The sequence below is a fragment of the Paenibacillus sp. FSL R10-2778 genome (genome assembly GCF_038593035.1).
In the GTDB taxonomy this organism is placed as follows: Bacteria; Bacillota; Bacilli; order Paenibacillales; family Paenibacillaceae; genus Paenibacillus_AQ; species Paenibacillus_AQ odorifer.
This window is the reverse complement of the sequence record NZ_CP151956.1, coordinates 3085975-3107667: the sequence shown is the minus strand read 5'-3', so window position 1 is coordinate 3107667 and position 21693 is coordinate 3085975. Positions and strand designations below refer to the sequence as shown.

The following is a 21693-nucleotide window of genomic DNA, read 5'->3' as shown; positions in this document are numbered from 1 at the left end:
TAGAGCACCCTCACTTTCCATCTACAGTTCAAATACGTGGAGCACTTGCTACCTGTTGACGGGTCTATTAGATTACTCAGTAATTGCTAGCTCCATCCTCCGCACACTCGCAAGCGCGGGAAAAGATTCCAGCACCATCCCTGTATTCCATAACTTAACCTGCTGTCCAACCTGTAAATCCTTAAAGCTGATGGTCTCTCCAGCTTCATTAAACATTTCAGATTTCGCATTGAATGTGAACCAGTAAGATGGATCTTCGTTACCAGGTTCAAGGATTAGAATCCGCTTCGCCTGTTTAGTATCGATATCAACGATTGTACCTACTACATGCGGATCACCTATTTCTGAAATATCATAGGTCAACATCTTTGGATCGATCCACTTTTCAATTTCAAGCTTAGCTGCTTCCGCATCATCTGACGGAATGGTAATAGTTACTTTATTACCAATAGTATCTACACCAGAGCCGTAGAGATTCAGCTTCTGGTATAGTTCTTGTTCATGCAACAATTCTTGAGCAGCTAATAACTCTTGCATCGTATATTTCACATCATGAAGCTCATAAGTACCTGCAGTGAAAGTCTGAGCAAAGCTTTGCTCAATCTCCGAGTTCAAACCTACAATATTAATATGAACCTTGTTATCTTGCAGATAAATATCTCCGTTAGGAATCCTCTGAGCAGATAAGAAAGTCTTAACCGCGCCTGGATCATCCATTGCAGGGTTCGGAGAAGCTAGAATTTGTGGTTCTGAACTAATTACAGGAGTTGGAACCGGCTCCTTATTCGCTTGTTGAGCCTCTGAACAGCCACTGATTAACAAAATAACAACGGGAATCCATATCCAACCAATAATTATCTTACGCATCCTATTAACACCTCCACTCTTCATCTTCTCAAACGAAGACCGGAAGTGATAGGTTGCAATTTCAGGAAGAATTCTCTAATCCAAAGTGTAAGGAGCAAGACCGATTGGAAGTGCCGCAGGACGAGTGCAGGTGCTTTCCATTTCGTAGAATGAATGAGCATCAGAAGAATCATGAAAAGCCCACATTGCTTCTAATACGTGATAAGCCAGTTCACCACTGGCACGATGCCCTCTACCCGTCCGAATGGCGTAAGCCATATCTGCTGGTCCAATCCCGCGGGTATTCTGATCATACCCTGACAACAACGGCTGTTCCGTCCACTCATTCTCACCCATAAGCCGGAGTTTCACGGGACCCCCAAAGTTATTCGGGTCTGGAACTTGAATCGTTCCTAGCGTTCCGTAGATTTCTATATGCGGCAGGTTGCTCCCGCCAAAGATATCAAAGCTTGTAATCAACGTTGCAATGGCACCATTTTCAAATCGTAAGGTTCCGGCTACGTGAGTTGGAATTTGAACAGGAATTTTATTCCCAAATTTCTTCTCGCTTGTAATCGTACGTTCTTCCAGCGCTTTCCCAGTCATTCCGCTAACCGTATGAATAGGACCCAGCAGCTGCACCAAAGCCGTCAAATAGTAAGGACCCATATCGAACATTGGACCTCCACCAGCGGCATAATAAAATTCCGGATCTGGATGCCAATGCTCATGTCCACGGCCCAGCATAAACGAAGTAGCTGCAACAGGTTCGCCAATTACTCCTTCATCTATCAGCTTCAAAACCGTTTGAATTCCCGCTCCGAAGAATGTCTCCGGTGCACTGCCCACAAGTACTCCCTTTTCCCGCGCAGCTGACAGAACTTTGCGGCCTTCTTCTCTCGTCACAGCTAGAGGTTTCTCAACGTATACATGTTTACCCGCTTCAATAGCTTTCAGGCATACTTCCGCATGAACAGCTGGGATCGTTAAGTTGATTACGATTTCTATCTCTGGATTATTCAGTAATTGTTCTGTGGTATAGACGTTTGGAATATTGTATTTATCCGCTTGTTCTTGTGCTCTCACCAAATCCAAATCTGCACATGCAACTAGATCAAGGATCTCGAACTTTTGACAGTTCTCCATATAGATGCTACTGATTTTACCGCATCCAATAATACCAACTTTGACTTTATCCATTCGCTGATCGCTCCCAGAATTTATTGACTGTCTGCCATTCCACTATAGCTATTCCTAACCCCCGAAACATTGGATAATGCTTGCGCTTTACCTTCAGCTGCCCATATTAACCCTCTGCGCATCATTTCACGCACTTGCGGCTGATCTACAATGTCCGCATGATGCCCCAGTGAATTATAATAAACTCTGCCCAAGCCCCAACGTTTTGTCCAAGCTACTGGCATATCAACAGCCTTATTATACGAATGAGGTCCTTCAACTACTGGAAAACGAGTCGTAGCAAGCACTTCAACAGCTGGATCTACGTGCAGATAATATTGCTCTGAGCAAACGCTGAAATCTTCTAATCCTTCTACCAGAAGACTTGAGCTTTGACAAATCTCTACGGTATAGTTAACGCCGTCATTCCCAGGATGAGCTACCCATTGTCCACCCGTCATAAACTGCCAATCTACATTATTACGAAAAGAATCACACATCCCGCCATGGCAACCGGCAAGACCTGTTCCATGCTGTACAGCTGCGGAGACATGATTCACAAAATCCTGCTCGATTGTACCCATCGTCCATACCGGAACGATCAAATCTAGTCCAAGAAGCTTATCTGCATCAGCAAAAGCCTCCAGTGTATTCGATACTTCAACTTCAAACTGTTCCTCTTGCAGCATTTTAGCGAATATATCCGCTACCTGCTCAGGCTCATGACCATCCCAACCGCCCCATACAATCAATGCTTTTCTCATCTTCAGCACTCCTTCTAAGGTTAGATTACATCTCAGATAAATCGACCCACCGGCGTTCATCAATAGAGCGTTCTACTGCCTCTAACACCGCTTGGCATTTCACTCCATCATTGAAATTTGGTTCTGGCTGACGACCTTCTTCAATTGCGTTAGAAAGCTCCAGCATTTCGTGAATAAACGTATGTTCAAAACCAATCGTATGACCAGGCGGCCACCAAGCCTCTGCATACTCATGAGCAGGATCGGTCGCCAGCACACGGCGAAAACCTTGCACATCCTCGGCATCCGAGGTCAAATAAACTTCCAATTCATTCATACGTTCAAAGTCGAATTTCACACTGCCAAGACTTCCATTGATCTCAAAAGAATTGGTAGAGCGATGACCCGCTGCGAATCTTGTAGCTTCAAAGCTGCCCAGAGCACCATTATCAAAACGGGCTAAAAACAAGGTGGCATCGTCAACGGTAACCTTACCCTTGGGTGCATCCTTATCTCCTTTAGCGCTTAAACCAGTCATTTCAGCGGCGAGCGGACGCTCTTTTATGAAGGTCTCGCTCATGCCGATTACTTCCTTCATATCACCTACTAAGAAATGAGCCAAATCTATGAGATGCGCCCCCAGATCTCCATGCGAACCCGAACCGGCGATATCCTTCTGCAGTCTCCATACTAAAGGGAAATCCGGATCTATTATCCAATCTTGTAGAAACCAAGCCCGAAAATGATAAATCTTTCCCAGCCGCCCACTCTCTATGAGCTTCTTAGCCAGTCGAACTGCCGGAGAAAAGCGATAATTAAAACCAACCATATGTGTAACTCCCGCGTCTTCAGCAGCTTGCAGCATTTCACGGGAATCCGCCAAGGTCAGCGCAAGTGGTTTTTCACAAAAAATATGTTTACCTGCTTTGGCTGCTGCCAAAGCTATCTCCTTATGCGCGTTGCTGGGAGCATTAATATCTATAAGATCAATATCCTCTCGAGCGATCAGATCCTTCCAGTCCGTAACACAATCCGCCCAGCCTAACTGCGATGCAGCTTCTCCAAGCGCTTCACTATTACGTCCACAGATTACAGACATTTCCGGTTTAAGCGCTTTCGGGAAAAACATAGGCAAACTGCGATAAGCATTACTGTGGGCTTTACCCATAAATTTATAACCGATCATTCCAATGCGAAGCTGTTTCATCTTATTCCTCCTAAGTGTTGATAGATTTAGATGAAGCTCGTATAACTAGTTCTGTCGGTAATTTGATCTGTACGGCTGGTGCGGGTACTTCTGCCAGATTGTTTCCCAGCAATTCAATGATTTGGGCTGCGGCAAGTTCACCTAGTTCGTAAAAGGGAACCCGCACACTGCTTAATGCAGGTGTGGTAAGCTCCGCAGCTTCCGAATCATCATAACCCACAATAGCTGGCAGGCGATCCCTTGGTATTCCTAACTCCTGTAGTCCTTGCTGCAAACCTATGGCCATCCGATCATTGGCGGCCATAATCGCATCAATCTCATTCAGCAAAGGCAACATTTCTTTGGCAGCTATAATTCCGCTTTTCCGGCTGAAGTTACCTTCGAACAAAAGTGAAGAGTCTACAGAAAGATTCACCTCTGCCAAAGCGCGGGTATACCCCGTTAAACGATCTCGGCTGTTGGAATAAGATTCTGGCCCATTTAGAAAAGCAATCCTCTTAAACCCTTGTTCCAGTAAGTGTTTAGCCGCTTGCCAGCTTCCTTCGACATGATCGGCATCCACCTCGTGAAAAGCTTCCCCAGCAAAATGCTGATTAATCAGACAAAAAGGATGGTCTTCTTCCTTCAAACGGCGGAGTGAGGCTAGCTCACCTGGCTCTTCTTTAGCGCCAAGCACAATGCAAGCATCGATCTTCCGCATCTTAAACAACTCGTTATAATCCATTGGCGCTTCGGCATTCCGAAACAGCATTAACAGATCATAACCCTCTTCTCGCGCCTTGCTCCCTATTCCACTTAATATTTCCGAAAAATAATAAGTGGAGAACAAGCGGGCTTTCGGCAAATAAGGCATCACTACACCCAGGTTCCCGCTCCGTCTACGAGCAAAGCTCTGAGCAAGTGAACTAGGGGTATAGCCTAGCTTCAGTGCAGCTGCCAACACACGTTCCTTCGTTTCTTCCTTAATCGGACCAACATTGTTTAACACGCGAGATACTGTGGCTTCTGAGACACCTGCAAGCTCGGCAACCTCTTTACGGCTGGCGATATAAATTCCTCCTTCTCATAGGTTATGAACAGTGACATTTAGCCTCGTTCAATTCGCTATTCGAAAACGCATTCATTTAATGTACGCGCGTACATTTTCTCATGAACAAGGCTCTTCGTCAACCCTAAGATTGGATAAATTTAAAAGACGTTCATATACAGTAAGGGGGAAGAACGTCTTTCTTTTTCTTTTCAACTATCCGCGAGGCACTAGCATTAGGACACCAAGTAAAATGATAATCAGAAATAAGTAACTCTCAAATTTTTTAGCAGGAATACGTTTATTCACATATACCCCAAGGACCGTAGCTAAGAGAATTGCTGGAATAGAATATCCATAAAGAACAAGAGCATCCACCGTCCACAATCCCCCGATAGCATGACCCGTTACAACGAGTACACCAGAAATAAGAAAATGAGCTTGCAACGTACCCCGAAAACGATCCGGATTCCATTGTCGTAAAGTACCATAGATCACGACAGGGACACCATTAAAGTTATAAGCACCGCCAAGTACACCCGAAGCGAATCCGAAAGGATACACCCAGCCTTTTGCCTTAAGCAAGGGATGATCGATCGTCTTAAATATTCTCTTCTTAATCACCGAATAAACTCCATAAACAATCAAAAATATACCAAGTCCAGTCATAATTACACTTGCCGGTGCTAAATAAAGCATGACAAGTCCTACAGGAATTCCTATCACTGTTGAGAGTGCTAATCGAATCAAAATAGATCGTTCTATATGCCGCCACCCACTCACAACTGTAAGTGAGGCAACCGTGAGGCCTGCCAATCCAATCAAAGAAACTGAGGTATGTAGAGGAATCGGGAGCAGTGCAAGCAGTGGCATGCTCACAATCGCTTCACCAAAACCAAACACGGTTCTCATTAAGGCACCTATAAATACTGCTACTACGACAAGTGTAATTATTGTAACGCTCAATCGCTTAATCCTCCTCCTAATCTTATCCATCCGTAATTGTGCATAAAGTCCTCACATTTCCAGAACATCTGAATACATTCCTTATTTCCACTCTTCTAATTATAACATATTAATTATTGTAAAACAGATATTAATAGAGGATAAACATGCAATTTAACGTCTCTCAAATCCTCTATAATGCCGTAAAAACTATAAGATAATGGAGATATACATATATTTAATGAAAATCCTTTAAAATCAATTACAGCGGCCTGTGTGTAGTTCCTGTTTTCTGAAAAACTAGCTGAAGTACTAAACAAAAAAACTGATCTCCCTTAACTTTGATGAGGTATCAGTTTCTTATTTTTTGACGTATTTATTTAGGTGTTATCTTTCAGCCACACCTGCACATGCTTTAGGAATTTTTTGGTGACGGGAGAAGCATATTTCATAGAGTGGACAGCAATTCCTAACGATCTGAAACTACGTTCCTCCAATTCTAGCATGGCCACATTATAATTTTGCCGGGTCAAGACAAGCTCTGGCAAAATACTAATGCCAAGGCCTTTCTCCACCATCGACATAATGGCATAGTCATCACCTGCTGAGAATTTAACATGAGGTTTAATACCCGCCTTATCCAGCACACGTCTAACATCATAATCCGAGCCTGCTTTCGGGATAATGAAATCCTCCTTAGCAATTTGCGATAAGGAAAGAAAGGGTTCTGCACTAAGTGGATTCTCTTTAGATACAATCCCTAACATCCGGTCTTTTTTTAAAGGAATTACGTCAAACTTCTCACGTGTAGGCAGTGAAATAAAACCGCAGTCGATCACTCCAGCCTCTATCCACTGCTCAACCTCCAAATAACCGCCTTCCATCAGCTTGATTTCTATATATGGGTATTCACTGCGAAATTGCTTAATCATCCCTGGCAGCCAATGCACAGACACACTGGTGAACGTACCGATGGTGATCGTGCCAATCTCTAGCCCGTGGATGTCCGCTACCTCCTGCTTCAATTTCTCGTTCCATTTCAAGATTTCACGGATAGGCTGCAGAACTTGTTCCCCGTTTACCGTTAATTTCACACCGGATCTATTTCTAATTAATAACGCGAACCCAAACTCCATCTCCAAGCTGCTAATGGTGTGACTAATTCCGGATTGCGTAAAACCCAACATTTCTGCTGCTTTTGTTAAGCTGCCTAGCTCTACAACTTTCAGAAAAATCTCATATTTATTAATGCTCAACCTCTGTTCCCACCCTTATAAATTACATAAGTTTTACTCATGTATCCTATGATAAACATTCAGTTACCTTATGTATAGAGCCGTATTATACTATATTGAGTTGAAAATGAAGAAGGATGGATGAAGAGATGAAACCGCTCAAAGCTGAGCTGCTGCTGTTAGTTGTAACATTATTTTGGGGCTCCTCCTACATATTTATGAAAATGGGGTTAGGTACGTTAGGCGAATTCAATCTGATTGCACTCCGCTTCGGACTTGCTTTTATATTAGCCGCTATGATATTCCACAAACGATTAAGACGAGTAGACATGAGAACATTAAAATATGGTGCTCTCCTCGGATTCCTCCTGCTAGGCGTATTCACATGTATAACCTTCGGACTTCAAACAACCACCACCTCAAATGCAGGATTTTTAGTTGCATTGACGGTTATTTTTGTACCGATCTTGGATCGAGTTATTTTCAAAAAAAGAGTTGCACCTCCGCAAGTGTTCGGCTCCATCCTCGCCATAGCCGGGATTGGACTTCTTACCTTAAATGCAACCTTAACTATTCAACCGGGTGACTTTCTGTGTATTCTTTCGGCAGTGTTCTATGCGGTACAGATCTTATTTACAGGCAAGGCGGTAAAAGAATGTGATTCCCTGAATATTGGAATCTTGCAGTTAGGATTTGCCGGAGGGTTGGCCTTAGTGTTGTCCGCAATCTTCGAGACACCTTCGCTCCCCTCTACTTTGCCAGGTTGGGCAGCAATTCTAGCGCTTGGTATCCTATGCAGTGCCTGTGGCTTCATCCTGCAACCTATTGCTCAAAAATATACTTCACCAACCCGCACCGGACTAATCTTCTCCCTTGAGCCGGTCTTCGCTGCGATGTTTGGTTATTGGTTCGCTGCTGAGAAGTTATCGATGCAAGGCTATGCTGGCGCAGCGCTTGTTCTGTTGGGAATCGTGGCTTCTGAGCTGCTTGGTAAAGCAAGTCTCCCCGCATCGTGGGCTCAGAAGAAACCAGAGCATTTATAACAATAAAGGCGTCGTTCAACTATACAAGCTGAACGACGCCTTTTCTATATTATCTAAGTTTATGGATTCCATTAATGCCCCATCATCATCGCCGCATCTGCCTTCTGTCCCTCTCCAGAGGTAGGATCGCCAGCAGAAAGCTTAGGCTTGCGCAAAATAATACTCATCAATACACCTACCACTCCTATGCAGCCAGACAGGAAGAACACATCATCAAAACCACTAACTGCGGCTGTCAAAGGATTACTTCCCGCTTTCAGTGCTCCCATATGAACAGCGATCTGACTAGTCAGGTAACCTGTCATTCCAGCTATAGCAAATGAAACAACGACTTGTTGAGCAGCAGCAGTAAGTGAAGTTACACTTCCCACCCATTCACGTGGAGCAGCATTCAAGACATGAGTATTCAAAGGCATCATCGTTAGACCCATCCCAAAGCCTAAGAAACCCAGGTATGTCATAATTAACGATAAATTTGTTGTAACACTAATTCCGGATAACAGGAACAAGGTGACCGTAATGATACTAAGTCCAACAAACGCCAGCGGACGAGCCCCGATCTTATCAAACAACCTGCCGCCAATCGGCATTCCGATTGCTGAAGCTAAAGCCTGCGGAAGTAGAATCAAACCGGTCTCCAGCGGGGTATAGCTTCGAATCTGCTGCAGGTAAAGGGGCACAAATAACATGGACCCAAACAAAGCAGCTTGCATAACCCAAGTTAAAATAATACCCCGAGTGAAATCCGACGAACGGAAAACTCGCAGTTGTAAAAGCGGATTTTTGTGAAGCAGCTCCACAATGACAAGAAGGATCAATGCAACCCCTCCAACAGATAAGCCAACAATAGCGGGAGTAGACGACCAGCTTGTTCCACCGCCTTCATTCACCCCATAAGCCAACATAGAGAAGGCAATTGGGGCAAGGATAATGCCTAGGATATCGAGTTTGCCTTTGCTCTTTTGTTCAGACTTCGGCAAATATTTAACACCAAGAATAATGCCAACAATTCCAATAGGTACATTAATCAGAAAGATCCAGTGCCAGCTTACGTACTCCACCAGCCAACCGGATAAGACTGGACCGAGTGCCGGTGCTAAGAGCATTGGAATACCAAGCATCCCCATAATAGAACCTCGACGTTCTACTGGAGCTAATTTAAAAACCATCGCCATCCCAATGGGAGCAACCATCCCCCCGCCAAGACCTTGAATGACTCGAAAAATAATGAGCTGAGATGAGCTTTGTGCAACCGAACATAACATAGAGCCAAGAATAAACATCGTAAGAGTTGCCAGAAAAACTTGTTTCGATCCAAAACGATCGGTCATCCAGCCCGCGAGTGGGATTACTGCCGCTAAAGCTAAAGTATAACCCGTAATCGCCCACTGAATCGTTTTGAGATCGGAAGCAAAATAATCAACCAGCTTGGGAACGGCCACATTCACAACAGTACCATCCAGAATAACCATAATCATACCGACAATAATAGCAAGAAGCGGGGGGATGATTGCTTTTAACGAAAAGGGTTGCTCTTCTGCAGAACTCATTCCGGTCAATGTTTTTGTCATCCAGTACTCCACTCATTTCTCTAATTTAATTAAATGCTTTATTTATTATTTCAAATTTTAATTTACATTCGATGAATCTGGAAGTCAACAAATAAAACCATTTTTTACATTAAAAACACATCGGGTTTACGATACCCTTCAGAAATTATCTGGGAAAGTATATTAGAACAGCAAAAAGACTATGCATAATCCCCTAAAATCTTCTCGCTTGGGAAATGTGCATAGTCATCATGGAATCATTTTCCGATTAGAGTGTCTCTCTTAATTCTATAATTTTGCCCGATGTGTTCAAAATAATTTCAAGTGGAATCTCTGTCTCTGCAAAATCCAATACACAGCGGATAGAAAATTGATCCTCGTTATAGCTACTTTTTGTAGATTTAATCCCATGATAATTCCCGGCTTTTATCGTAATTTGCTTCCAGTCTTCCAGTAATCCATTTGAGCTTGGCTTATTTACGACCACATCATAATGATATCGCTCCGATAATTCATTATATTTACCGCCGACCAGTAACCCCGCTATAACACTCGCTGTCACTTCAGGGGTATACACTTCAACTTGATTGGACTCCCCATCATATGAGGTTAATAAACCAATTGTCTTAAAAAAGGAGATTGGAACATAGATATGATCCTGTCTGAATTCGAAATCATCTTTAAAAACCAACTCTTGTGCATTATTGATGCTAACTAAATGTTCGTTAAGCTTCCATTTAATTATTTCATTTATCTTTGTTAGTGTTATAGTTTCTGAACTTTTTTGATATGTTGTTGTATATTTCAGTGCATTGGAAGCCTCTCTGAGCGGAATCATGACCGTGGAACCCTTATTGTAGGCTGAATGGGGATTAGTTTCCAGTAGTTTACCATTCAAAATTACGCTAACCTGGCCGGAGTCTGCCCATACTGTTGGAGCGGCAAATCCACCAAATCCATTAGTTAAAAACAGAACACCTAACACAACTACCGCTGCCATTTTGATCATCGCTCGAAACCTCCCTTTAGTTATTACAAGTATTATGTGCGTTTCCAGCATGTGCTAATCCTAAGGATAATAAAGCCAAGAAAAAAAAGAAGCCGTTCAACATTATGTTGGGCCGCTTCTTTTAAATAACTATTCCACCTTGAAGTCAAAATACTGCTTAGGAAAAGGTTCTTTTATCAGCGTAAAATGCCACCATTCCTTACTATAAGGTTTAAAGCCTTGCTTCACCATAACCTCTTTGAGAATTGCGCGATTTGCTTTCTGAGTCTTGGTGATTAACGATGTATCATAAAAAGAGATCTCTCCGAAAAAATCAAACGGGCTGCCCATATCTACATCTAGACCGGTCTCTTTATTGACGATCGTTAAATCGATGGTACTGCCACGGGAATGTCCTGATTTTTTCGCTATAAATCCGAGTTTGAATAAATTACGTTTATCCAGTAGCGGGTAATATTGCTGCTTCATCTTAGTATCCGCGGAATTCTGTGACCATCTTACAAAATGATTCACCGCGGTCTGCGGACGATAAGCATCATAGATTTTTAGGATATATCCTTTTTTGGCTAAATCCTCACTTACTGCCTTCAAGGCTGTAGCTGCAGTCTGTGAAAAGATCGCTAAAGGCGCTTTATAACCATCAATCCGCTTCCCTACAAAATTATTGTCTCCGTAATAGCGAATTTCAAATTGGGCAGTAGGTATCACTTCATCCAAATAGACAAATCCTTGCGGCAGACGGTTTTTCTTCTCCAGCTGCATTTGCTGCAGTACATTGTCTGTAGATGATCCAACGTAAGCTGCATCTGCACTGCCCATAAAAATAGTGTTTGTCCATAACAACAGCACAAATGCGAAAACTATGATTTTTGTTCCTCTAAATCCGCTTCTCAATAGATCCCGCCTCTTCATTTCGAATTAACCGTTTGATTTAGAAATTTCTCCACTTCAGGTGTGAGTTTATTATTCGTGGAATCAAGTAACTGCAGTAGTTTTTCTAAAATCATTAGGATTCTGGTGTCGCCTTTGTTTCCTTTTAATGCATTCTCATACGCCTTCTTTACTTCAGGTTTGATTACTTGCTCATCATAGTCATAAGCTGGTGTGTTGCTTGATCCATATAATAAGCGTGAAGTTGCATTGAGCAGCTCTTTTTGAAGAACGGTTGACCGATTGGAAGCTGGGTATTTCGTCACAAAATCCTCCAGTGCAAGCGCCCTGTTCGTTAACTCTGTCCAACTAATCACAATAGCTGCATCAAAAACACTTGGTTGATTCGATTCAGTGGCCATGATATCTATATAAGCAGCGATGTCCTTCGTGACATACGGCTTAAAGCTTTTGAACCCCTCATAATGCATCACTGGATAGTACATGCCCTCACTAGTCTCCAGCTTATACCCCTTATCCCGTCCTTCAATTAACATATTGCGTACATTAGCATCTTTGATCGCATTAAGGAGTGTGCTGTATGTTAGATTTTTGCTTTTGGAAAAAGCATTATTTATCTCTTTCTGAACATTCTCCGGAAAAACCTTCTCAGAGTACACAGGTAAATATGCCTTCTGTGCATTTTCGAGCTGGAGTGTCATCTGAGTTGCTGTCCAGGTATCCACTTCTTTGATATGGTTAATCAAATAATTCCGTGCGTTAGCAAGAGATGCCGGTTTCTGTACATATTGTTGAAATTGGTTATAGACTTTTGCAGATTCTTTCACAGTTGCGGCAGCTACAGTATCAGTTGTATGTATACTCCCAAACCCTCCCATAGAGCCTAGGGCAAAGGCAACACTTAACAAGCCTGTTTTTTTCCATCCCATTAAAAGACCTCCCTTAAGTATTCATACTTAATAATTAGACATATGAGAGGATCCTGAATCTAACTCAGTACAGTATTATCCTGGACGGCTCCAATATCCTTCCTACGATAAATGCCCATCAAAAGTCCAATAGCCGCATATTCAAACCATACATGACTCCCATAGCTCAGGAAAGGGAACGGGATAGAAGTCAGCATCATTCCGCCGCTCAAAACAGCAAGACCATAGGTTAGTCTTATGGCTAGTAAAAATGCCAAACCCAACACTAAAGCTTGTCCATAGGGCTCACGAATCGCTCGTATCGTAGATAGAAGCTTAATAAAGAACCAGGAGATAACTGTAAGCAAAAGCAGCGCCCCCGCCCAACCAAAACAATGAATAAGATAGACAGGCAACATATCTGAGTAGACATACGGCAGCTTTTGTTCTACTGCTCCGAATCCGTGCCCCCACCAACCTGCTGAACTAATAACTTCACGCATTACTTGATAGATATAGCCATAACCTTCTGGATCTAAAGATGGATTTATTGCACTAATAATTCTGGCCATCAGGTAGTCGCTATTGAAGATGACCATTAGTCCAACTATTACAAAGAACCCTAATAATACTACACTCTTTATCCAATCGCGAGTAATCCATACATATAATACTAGTGAAGAGATTAGATACACCACAAGCTCTGGAAGAGAGTTTAGAGAGATAAGAAGCCATGCAGGTGCTAACAGAAGGCTTATGTCGAACAACCCACTTCGCCAAGTTTTCTTTTTAGCCGATTCCTTACGATTCACTAAAATCCCTGCTAACGCGACTATCAAAACATAAGGACGATAGGATGTCATATCAGGTAAGATCAAAAAAATCCTAGGACCATAATTCACTCCATTCATTGTTATCCCCCAGAATATACTCGACAGAATTCCTGCTATTGATGTTCCGTATAATACCCACGAGAAACTTTTCAGCTTTCTGAAATCGATAAAATACAATCCAAACATCAATACAATTCCAATGAGTATATTTATCGCTTGGCGTCTAAACGCATTATCCAAAAAAGCACCTTTAACAATATCACTGTAGCCTACATCCACAGAACTCATTCCGATCAGACTGATCGCGGATAATAAAGCTACAACGCCAAACAATCCCCAAGGTACATGTGGTTTATGTATTAGATGAAGTTCCTTTCCTAACGTTTGCGGATTTCCCATTTGTGCGATCGCCCAAGCTATGGCTTCTTCCCGTGATACACCGTCTGATTCTTTTTCACAAATTAAATCTTCTAGATGACTAGCTAATTCTTGACGTATCTCTGGGTGAGTTTTTTTCGCTTTAATCTCTGCACACACTTCATCCAAAAATTGCTGCTGCCTCTCTTTCATCATACACCACCCTCTCCCAGAACGGAGTCAACTGCACCTTTAAACATAACCCATTCTGCTTTTTTCTCCTTGAGTTTCTCTTTACCTTCATCCAGAATTCTATAGTACTTACGCTTCCTTCCCTCTACCTCCATCCAGTAAGCCTCTACCCAGCGCTCACTTTCCATCGCATGCAGAATTGGATACAAGGTTCCTTCTTTTAATGAAAAAACACCCTGTGATCTCAGCTCCAGCTCTTTGATTAACTCATAACCATATAATGGCTTCTCCAGTAAAAGTGTCAGAATTAACGTACCCGTACTGCCCTTCAGCATCTCTTTACTTACTTTCAACGGCTAACACCTCCTAAATTCTAACTTTACAATTGGCGTGGGACCGGATTCGGCTCATTCTACGGGATTTATACCGTTGATTTACTTCGTCGGTCCGGATTCGGCTCATTCTACGGGATTTATACCGTTGATTTGCTTCGTCGGACCGGATTCGGCTCATTCTACGGGATTTATACCGTTGATTTGCTTCGTCGGTCCGGATTCGGCTTATTCTACGGGATATATACCGTTGATTTACTTCGTCGAGCCGGATTCGGCTCATTCTACGGGATATATACCGTTGATTTGCTTCGTCGAGCCGAATTCGGCTCATTCTACGGGATTTATACCGTTGATTTGCTTACTTGGACCGGATTCAGCTCATTCTACGGGATTTATACCGTTGATTTGCTTCCTCGGACCGGATTCAGCTCATTCTACGGGATATATACCGTTGATCTGCTTCGTCGGTCCGGATTCGGCTTATTCTACGGGATATATACCGTTGATTTACTCCGTCGAGCCGAATTCGGCTCATTCTACGGGATATATACCGTTGATTTGCTTACTTGGACCGGATTCAGCTCATTCTACGGGATTTATACCGTTGATTTACTTCCTCTTCTAATGACTAATATCTGTATATCATGAATATTAGTTATCCTTTTATACCTAGGACAACTATACATCGTAAATCTATGCATGTAAAGTTTCTATTAATAATCCTTATTCCCTCCTCATTCATGTATAATAATGGTAATACAAGCAGGATGTTGAGGAGATCAACGATGAGAAAAACAACAATAACAATCTTGAGTTTTACCGTTCTATTCATATTTGTTTTCGTTGGATATATGCTCCGTAACAATTCGATGAACTATTATGAGACGTGGAAGATAAATTGGGGCATATCGATCTCTAAACCTACAGAGTCAAAGGTGATATTTGAAAGTCTACCTAGTTTCCATGGGGATGGCGAAAGCTATTACGTATTAGATTATGACGAAAAGCAATTCAAAGAAATCAAAGACGCAGCATTTTGGCATCCCCTCAATGTTGATTCCATTGACCTCTTAAAAGAGAGAATATCAAGTTTCAAAGACTCTGTGATTGCCATTTATCCAAATGAAAAAGAAAAATACGAAAAATTATTTCAGGCGAACCCTATAGAACACGAAGAAAGAGGATTGTATTATTATAAGAAAAAAGATGATGGTAGCTACTGTATCGTGATCCTTAACGTGGAGTTACAACGAGTATATATGATGGAATGGACACAATGAAAATTAATAAAGTGAGAATTAAACGACGATCGCTCCCCGGTATTCTGCCAGGGAGCGATCGTCGTTTTTTTCGGAATGCCTATTTATTATTATAATCCTCATACTTGTAGTCCTCATTCTACTGCCACTGCATTTATATTCTAGGGAAATGAATACATAAAAAAACAACTCCAAGTATCCGTCCAATATATATTGACTCAATATATAAAGGTCTGATATATTGTGATAACGATATACAAATATTTAGAAACTTAAAGGAGGCCCTATTTTGAACAGTCAGGATGTTATTTTAGGCATGCTTATGAAAAAATCGTTGACTGGATACGAAATAAAGCAGTTATTGGAGGAAATATTCTCTAATTTCTATAGTTCTAGTTATGGAACGATTTACCCTACGCTTGCTCGCATGGAAAAGGAGGGTCTGATTACTAAGGAAAACATACCTCAAGAAGGTAAGCCTAATAAAAATCTTTTAAACATCACGGATAAAGGAAGAGATAGTTTTAATGCCTATTTACTAGCTCCACTAGAGGCTGACAGTATTAAGAAATCTGATTTTATGATGAGGCTTTATTTTGGTGAATTTGTCGGGTATGAGAAGGTGATTATTTGGTTGAAGCAAGCTCAAGAGGAATCACAACATAAGTTAGATCAATTACTCGCTCAGTATTCGCTTTATAAAGATGAAATGCATCCAGCACAGATCATCTGCATTCAAATTGGCATAGAAGAATATAAGGCTAAACTAACAACCATTGCTGAGGGATTGTTAAACATGGAGAAGTTAGCACTTCCGAAGTGAGTTTAATACGAACCAGGTTAAGATGTACCGCTCATAAAACTTTTAGGAGGAATTGTAGATGAAAACAATTTTTATAACGGGTGCTTCGTCTGGTATCGGTAGAACTACAGCAAAACATTTTGCTGAAAGAGGATGGAATGTGGTAGCCACGATGCGTTCACCTGAACAAGAAAGTGAATTCACTACACTCGATAATGTGTTGGTGTTACGGCTCGATGTTGAGAAAGCAGACACGATTCAACCTGCGTTAGAGGAGGCGATCAAACGGTTCGGTAAAATTGACGTTCTTCTCAATAATGCTGGTTATGGAACAATGGGACTTATAGAAGTAGCTACAGATGAGCAGATCAGAAGACAGTTTGAAGTCAACGTTTTTGGTCTTATCAGTATGACTAAAGCCATGCTGCCACATTTTAGAGCTAACCAAGATGGTTTGCTTATCAATATCTCTTCTATGGGTGGGAAAGTAACCTTTCCTACAATGTCTCTGTATCATTCAACGAAATTTGCCGTAGAAGGTTTTTCTGAATCCGTATCTTATGAATTAGCATCACAAAACATCAAAGTTAAGTTAATTGAACCTGGTGCCATTCAGACAGACTTTGGTAGTAGATCGATGGAGTTCTTTTTTAATGATGCATTAACGGAATATAAACCTTTTACTACTGCATTTTTGGGTAAATTGGGTGAGATGGAAAAACAACCTGCGTATGCTTCGCCTCCAGAACTTGTTGCGGAAACAATATATCAAGCCGCCACAGATGAGACAAGTCAATTCCGATATGTTGTTGGTGAAGATGCAAAAATGCTCATTCAAATGAAAGAAAATACGGCCGAAGAAGAATATCTGACTAATATATCCCAGCATTTTTCTTAAAAAAGAAAGCTTTAAGTGGAGTCGCTTTTCGGTATTCTAACGAGGAGTGGTCCTCTTTCTTATTGCGAAAAAAAAAATCCCCTTCGATCAACAGTGTTAAGTCCATGAGATCATGAACTTTTTTTCACTGTCTATCCTAAGGGGATTTTACAAACTAACCTATTCGAACACCTTTTCTTGCGTCAAATTTATTTATTAATGCATCGGGGTATTCATTTTATGATTAACAACTACTCTTTTTATGAAGAAAGCAAGAATTAGTCCTACAATCGCCATACTCATTCCGAAAATAAAAGCATTTTGTACACCGTTCGTGAACGCAGGTAACATATTAGCTGGATCTGCTGGGTTCTCCACAGTTTTCATGTAGCTTTTTGAACCCGCGGTCATAATGCTGACTGCTAATGCAGTACCAATCGCACCAGCAACCTGCTGCAGTGTATTCATAATAGCTGTACCATCTGGATAAAGTTCTAGTGGCAACTGGTTAATACCATTCGTCTGTGCCGGCATAAATACCATCGAAATACCAATCATAAGCGTACTGTGAAGTACGATTACGAACACAACCGTAGAAGCTACAGTAATACTGGAGAAGAACCACAAGGCTACTGCTGCAATAATCAGACCTGGAATCACGAGCCATTTCGGACCGTATTTATCAAACATACGACCCATAATTGGGGACATCAATCCGTTTATAATTCCACCTGGAAGCAGCAACAGACCCGCTTTGAAAGCTGTATAACCTTGTCCTTGTTGAAGGTACATCGGAAGAATCAACATGGAGGACAGAATAACCATCATACAGATAAATACCATAGCTACACCAATAGCGAACATTGGATATTTAAAAGCACGCAGATTAATCATTGGCTCCTTCATCTTCATTTGACGAAGTCCAAACAATAACAGTGCTACTACACCTACGATGATCGCAATGATCACTTTCGGACTTCCCCAGCCCGCTTCTTCACCGGCACTGCTGAAACCAAACACAATACCGCCAAACCCGAGTGAAGACAACACAATGGAGAGGATATCAATCTTCGGTTTCGTCACCTTTGTTACATTTTGCATGAACAGAATCCCGAATATCAATGCAATCACTAAGAATGGCAATGACAACCAGAAGATCCAGTGCCAGCTGAGGCTTTCAATAAGCAGTCCAGCAATGGTAGGCCCAATCGCCGGAGCAACCATAATAACCAGACCGATCATCCCCATTGCTGCCCCACGTTTTTCAGGAGCAATGATGATAAGGATTGTATTAAACATCAGTGGCAACAGAAGCGCTGTTCCCATAGCTTGAACCACTCTTGCTGTAAGTAAGAACTCAAAGTTAGGTGATACTGCTGCTAGGAATGTTCCTAGGATTGAAAAACATAAAGCCGCTATAAACAGCTGTCTCGTCGAAAACCATTGAAGCAGCATCCCCGAAATTGGTACTAGTATACCCAGTGTAAGCAGATAAGCTGTTGTCAACCATTGTGCTGTTGCTGGGGTAATTTGTAGGACATTCATAAGATCACTTAAGGCAACATTTAATGCCGTTTCACTGAACATTCCGATAAAACCTGCTAGTAATAAAGAGACAAGAATTGGAATAGTCTTAAACTTCTTGACCTCTTTTTGTTGGTTCCCTTGCATAGTTGCTTCCACCCTTAGTCCTCCTGATAATCTTATCTATTTGTCTGTATCTAACCAAGTATTACTGGGATAAACTTTGCCGCCGCGAGAAGCGGTTGTTCCTCCCGAAAAGTCAGCGTCTGGAGAAGCGCCCCTTCAAATAAAGAGATTACCACTGAAGCCTTATCGGCCGCGGGCTTGTTCTCTACGCCCTCATCCAAAAGACGTTTCTTGATCACATCCTGCAAGTCCATAAACACAGATTTACACGCAGTCCGCAGCTCCTCACTAATACAGGATGTCTCCGCCGCCAACCAAAAACTAAACGGAACAATCCCTTCGTATGAGGATTCCACAGCATCTTTAGCCATTCCTAGAATGAAATCCTCCATTGCCTCAGACGCACTCTTGCTGTTCTCCATATGATGTCTAAGCTTCTGAGCGACAACTTCACTAGTCCGGTTAATACATGTTAAAGCCAGTTCTTCTTTACCGTGAGGAAAGTAGTAATAAAGAGACCCCTTCGGTGAATCGCTGTCTTTAATAATCTGATTCAGTCCTGTTGCATGATATCCCTGAGAAAAAAACAATTTCGAAGCTGTGTCCAAAATCGCCTCACGCGTATTCGGCTTGTTCGACAAGCTGACACTTCCTTTGCATTATAACAATTGGTCTACATAATAAAACCATATTTCAAAGAGATATGTCAACACATAAATTACTTAAATTCAAAGTAATTTTGGTGGAAGATCGTGGGGGTTGGGTTGGGTTGGGTTAGCTCCATCCTCCCTATCGGACTCAGATGCAGCTATTCGCGCTAAAACATGCTTTTGGGCTCATTTTCGGACCTGAGCGCCGCTATTCCCCTGAAACCGGACTTTTTTTATCCCTTTTTGTACTCATAGCTGCATTGGAGTCCGATAATTACTCAAAAGGTTACTTTTCCAGCATATAAGGACTGTGGGGTCCAATAGCTCCTAATTTCGTACATCCTTCTACTTCACATTTACTTCTCATCGAGCTATTAGCTTCATTAGGTCGCACACTTGCCTCACACTATTTCCGCGCATGCATTTGTCCGTCTACTCCCTTGCTTCACACTTACTCCCACACTTTTGTTTTCCATGTATTACACTTGCTCTCAAGCTAACATTCCTATCGGACTCAGATGCAGCTATTTGCGCTAAATCATGTCCTTTCACAATTTATCGGACCTCACCGTCGCTATTCCCCTGAAACCAGACTTTTTTTATCCCTTTTTGTGCTCATAGCTGCATTGGGGTCCGATAATTACTCAAAAGGTTACTTTTCCAGCATATAAGGACTCTGGGGTCCGATGGAGTGATTGAGATGAGGTGAAGCAGATGGGGTGAAGCAGATGAAGTGAGGCAGATGAAGTGAGGCAGATGAAGTGAGGCAGATGAAGTGCAGGAGATGGTGTGAACGAGAGAAGGCCCAATGTGCTGTGGAGAGGAGGTGAGGACGTAATGTGCTTGGGGTGGGATGCTATTAATGTCCATCTGTATTTTCTCAATAAATTACTACCTGCCTCCATCCAGCCCATCTGCTCCTTCTGCCCCCACTCGCCCCATCTGCTCCATCTGCCCCCTTCTAGCCCGTCTGCTTCATCCGCCCATCTGCTCCACCTACCTCCATCCGCCCGCCTCATCTTCCCCATCCGCTTCCAGCCATCTCCATACCTTCTCTCTCCATCACTAAATCAACTCCCGACACCCCACGTCCGCTTGAAATTATCTACTTCCCATTCCCACAATCCCAGCGTATACTATAATTATTCCAATGAGAAAGGTATGAATAAAATGCAAAACGTGCCCAAAGGAATTCCCCGGCCATTAGTAAAAACTAATCAGGCGTTTATCGTCATTTCTGTAATATTAACATGGCTAACAGGACAACACTGGATACTAGCGCTGCCCTTGTTTGCCGGATTGCTCGGTCTTTTGTTCGGTTATAATCCCATCATTAAGCTAGCTGCCAGGTTTCTGACAAAAGAGCGTTCCCACTATGTACTCGAAGACTGGTCACAACAACAGTTTAATCAAAGCATAGCAGTCTTCTGCCTCGCAGGGGGTCTGATCAGCTTCATCGTTGGCTGGACGATCGCAGCTTACATTTTCACAGCGCTCGTTGCGGTGGCCGCCACTGTGGCAATCTTAGGTTTTTGTATCGGATGTTTTATCCATTATCAATGGAGAATGTACAATTATAGACGTAAACAAAGCAGCACAAATTAAATTTGTTAATCTTAATCTCTCTCTTCTCCAACAACATCCCAGCGATGGCGAAATTTTAGTAACCGTGGATGCAGTGATGAAGGTGCAGCTGGCAACAATAACCGAATCTTTACAATCCACTCTTCAAAAGAAGAATAAGACGCAAACTGATTCGCCACCTCAGGCGTTAAATACAGAAAAATCGGCGAAGGATAGATCTCCAAAAGATGCCGCAACGCTGAATCAAGCGGAGTATACTTCTTTCGCTTCCCTTCCAAACTCTCTACCGTGATAAAGCTACGCCCTTGCTCCCTTTTCCATTCATGCAGCCGGTCCTCTCGCTTATAATAAGCGCTCACCGGCTCTTTGGTCATCCGTCGCACCGTTTCCTCATGAAGTGGATATAACACCAGTTTGGTGAAACGCCGGTCTGTTGCAGTTTTTGCCGCCACTTCAAGCTCTTGATCTGTTATATGTTCAAAAGAGTCGTAAAACACTAAAGTCCCTTTACGTTGCTCAACTGGCGGCTCATAGCCATAGGGTACATGCTGAATGTCTCTTTTCAATGAAA

23 protein-coding genes are annotated in these 21693 nt (G+C 42.3%); 6 read left to right on the top strand and 17 right to left on the bottom strand.

Going from position 1 to position 21693, the window contains the following annotated elements; translation table 11 throughout:
• Positions 1-72: 72 nt before the first annotated feature.
• The 7 genes from NST40_RS13805 to NST40_RS13775 all read right to left on the bottom strand — a co-directional run bounded on the left by NST40_RS13805 (position 73) and on the right by NST40_RS13775 (position 7203).
• Positions 73-867 carry a hypothetical protein gene (locus NST40_RS13805; RefSeq protein ID WP_076275711.1) on the bottom strand — a complete coding sequence of 265 codons (795 nt, stop codon included), beginning with the start codon at positions 865-867 and terminating at the stop codon, positions 73-75.
• Between the two features lie 75 nt (positions 868-942).
• The gene (locus tag NST40_RS13800) at positions 943-2046 is read right to left on the bottom strand and encodes a Gfo/Idh/MocA family oxidoreductase (RefSeq protein ID WP_076217926.1); all 1104 of its coding nucleotides are present in this window, start codon (positions 2044-2046) and stop codon (positions 943-945) included.
• A gap of 20 nt (positions 2047-2066) precedes the next feature.
• The gene (locus NST40_RS13795) at positions 2067-2789 is read right to left on the bottom strand and encodes a ThuA domain-containing protein (RefSeq protein WP_342410800.1); all 723 of its coding nucleotides are present in this window, start codon (positions 2787-2789) and stop codon (positions 2067-2069) included.
• A gap of 25 nt (positions 2790-2814) precedes the next feature.
• Positions 2815-3975 (bottom strand): Gfo/Idh/MocA family oxidoreductase, encoded by a 1161-nt coding sequence (locus NST40_RS13790; RefSeq protein WP_076185992.1) that lies wholly within the window; start codon positions 3973-3975, stop codon positions 2815-2817.
• Between the two features lie 10 nt (positions 3976-3985).
• Positions 3986-5029 carry a LacI family DNA-binding transcriptional regulator gene (locus NST40_RS13785; protein ID WP_076194330.1) on the bottom strand — a complete coding sequence of 348 codons (1044 nt, stop codon included), beginning with the start codon at positions 5027-5029 and terminating at the stop codon, positions 3986-3988.
• 189 nt (positions 5030-5218) lie between these two features.
• Positions 5219-5968, bottom strand: a complete 750-nt coding sequence (locus NST40_RS13780; protein ID WP_340012539.1) for a sulfite exporter TauE/SafE family protein — start codon at positions 5966-5968, stop codon at positions 5219-5221.
• A gap of 359 nt (positions 5969-6327) precedes the next feature.
• Positions 6328-7203 (bottom strand): LysR family transcriptional regulator, encoded by an 876-nt coding sequence (locus tag NST40_RS13775; protein ID WP_076278999.1) that lies wholly within the window; start codon positions 7201-7203, stop codon positions 6328-6330.
• A 128-nt stretch (positions 7204-7331) separates the two neighbouring features.
• On the opposite strand from NST40_RS13775, the gene NST40_RS13770 reads away from it, so the two are divergent.
• Positions 7332-8225 (top strand): DMT family transporter, encoded by an 894-nt coding sequence (locus NST40_RS13770; RefSeq protein ID WP_076129293.1) that lies wholly within the window; start codon positions 7332-7334, stop codon positions 8223-8225.
• 71 nt (positions 8226-8296) lie between these two features.
• On the opposite strand, the gene NST40_RS13765 is transcribed toward NST40_RS13770, so the two are convergent.
• The 6 genes from NST40_RS13765 to NST40_RS13740 form a co-directional block, all read right to left on the bottom strand.
• Positions 8297-9796, bottom strand: coding sequence for an MDR family MFS transporter (locus NST40_RS13765; protein WP_076194336.1), 1500 nt, complete (start codon positions 9794-9796; stop codon positions 8297-8299).
• A 247-nt stretch (positions 9797-10043) separates the two neighbouring features.
• Entirely contained in the window at positions 10044-10784 is a 741-nt protein-coding gene (locus tag NST40_RS13760) for a copper amine oxidase N-terminal domain-containing protein (RefSeq protein WP_340012538.1), read from the bottom strand.
• Between the two features lie 129 nt (positions 10785-10913).
• Positions 10914-11678 carry a M15 family metallopeptidase gene (locus NST40_RS13755; protein ID WP_340012537.1) on the bottom strand — a complete coding sequence of 255 codons (765 nt, stop codon included), beginning with the start codon at positions 11676-11678 and terminating at the stop codon, positions 10914-10916.
• A gap of 14 nt (positions 11679-11692) precedes the next feature.
• Positions 11693-12604 carry a hypothetical protein gene (locus NST40_RS13750; RefSeq protein WP_052097010.1) on the bottom strand — a complete coding sequence of 304 codons (912 nt, stop codon included), beginning with the start codon at positions 12602-12604 and terminating at the stop codon, positions 11693-11695.
• Positions 12605-12663: 59 nt separating this feature from the next.
• Positions 12664-13989 (bottom strand): FtsW/RodA/SpoVE family cell cycle protein, encoded by a 1326-nt coding sequence (locus tag NST40_RS13745; RefSeq protein WP_342410799.1) that lies wholly within the window; start codon positions 13987-13989, stop codon positions 12664-12666.
• On the bottom strand, positions 13986-14318 hold the full coding sequence (locus NST40_RS13740; RefSeq protein WP_036678319.1) for a PadR family transcriptional regulator: 333 nt from the start codon (positions 14316-14318) through the stop codon (positions 13986-13988). Before NST40_RS13740 ends, NST40_RS13745 begins: the two co-directional genes overlap by 4 nt.
• Before the next feature lie 132 nt (positions 14319-14450).
• Here NST40_RS13740 and NST40_RS13735 point away from each other — a divergent pair, with 132 nt between their 5' ends.
• The 4 genes from NST40_RS13735 (at position 14451) to NST40_RS13720 (ending at position 17259) form a co-directional block, all read left to right on the top strand.
• The gene (locus NST40_RS13735) at positions 14451-14948 is read left to right on the top strand and encodes a hypothetical protein (RefSeq protein WP_342410798.1); all 498 of its coding nucleotides are present in this window, start codon (positions 14451-14453) and stop codon (positions 14946-14948) included.
• A gap of 137 nt (positions 14949-15085) precedes the next feature.
• A complete protein-coding gene (locus NST40_RS13730) occupies positions 15086-15580 on the top strand; it encodes a hypothetical protein (RefSeq protein WP_076275718.1) in 495 nt (164 codons plus the stop codon).
• Positions 15581-15848: 268 nt separating this feature from the next.
• A complete protein-coding gene (locus NST40_RS13725) occupies positions 15849-16382 on the top strand; it encodes a PadR family transcriptional regulator (protein WP_081387354.1) in 534 nt (177 codons plus the stop codon).
• A 58-nt stretch (positions 16383-16440) separates the two neighbouring features.
• Positions 16441-17259 (top strand): SDR family oxidoreductase, encoded by an 819-nt coding sequence (locus NST40_RS13720; RefSeq protein ID WP_076275719.1) that lies wholly within the window; start codon positions 16441-16443, stop codon positions 17257-17259.
• Positions 17260-17454: 195 nt separating this feature from the next.
• Here the strand turns inward: NST40_RS13720 and NST40_RS13715 are convergent, their stop codons facing one another.
• The 3 genes from NST40_RS13715 to NST40_RS13705 all read right to left on the bottom strand — a co-directional run bounded on the left by NST40_RS13715 (position 17455) and on the right by NST40_RS13705 (position 20566).
• Positions 17455-18909: a DHA2 family efflux MFS transporter permease subunit gene (locus NST40_RS13715; protein ID WP_076130929.1), complete on the bottom strand. Its 1455-nt coding sequence runs from the start codon at positions 18907-18909 to the stop codon at positions 17455-17457.
• Between the two features lie 50 nt (positions 18910-18959).
• Positions 18960-19529 carry a TetR/AcrR family transcriptional regulator gene (locus tag NST40_RS13710; protein ID WP_076186025.1) on the bottom strand — a complete coding sequence of 190 codons (570 nt, stop codon included), beginning with the start codon at positions 19527-19529 and terminating at the stop codon, positions 18960-18962.
• A 653-nt stretch (positions 19530-20182) separates the two neighbouring features.
• Positions 20183-20566 carry a hypothetical protein gene (locus tag NST40_RS13705; protein ID WP_143761845.1) on the bottom strand — a complete coding sequence of 128 codons (384 nt, stop codon included), beginning with the start codon at positions 20564-20566 and terminating at the stop codon, positions 20183-20185.
• Positions 20567-20708: 142 nt separating this feature from the next.
• Here NST40_RS13705 and NST40_RS13700 point away from each other — a divergent pair, with 142 nt between their 5' ends.
• Complete coding sequence (locus NST40_RS13700) at positions 20709-21143, top strand: DUF4395 domain-containing protein (RefSeq protein ID WP_076126204.1); 435 nt, start codon at positions 20709-20711, stop codon at positions 21141-21143.
• A gap of 11 nt (positions 21144-21154) precedes the next feature.
• On the opposite strand, the gene NST40_RS13695 is transcribed toward NST40_RS13700, so the two are convergent.
• Positions 21155-21688 (bottom strand): hypothetical protein, encoded by a 534-nt coding sequence (locus NST40_RS13695; protein ID WP_076126201.1) that lies wholly within the window; start codon positions 21686-21688, stop codon positions 21155-21157.
• Between the last annotated feature and the right edge of the window lie 5 nt (positions 21689-21693).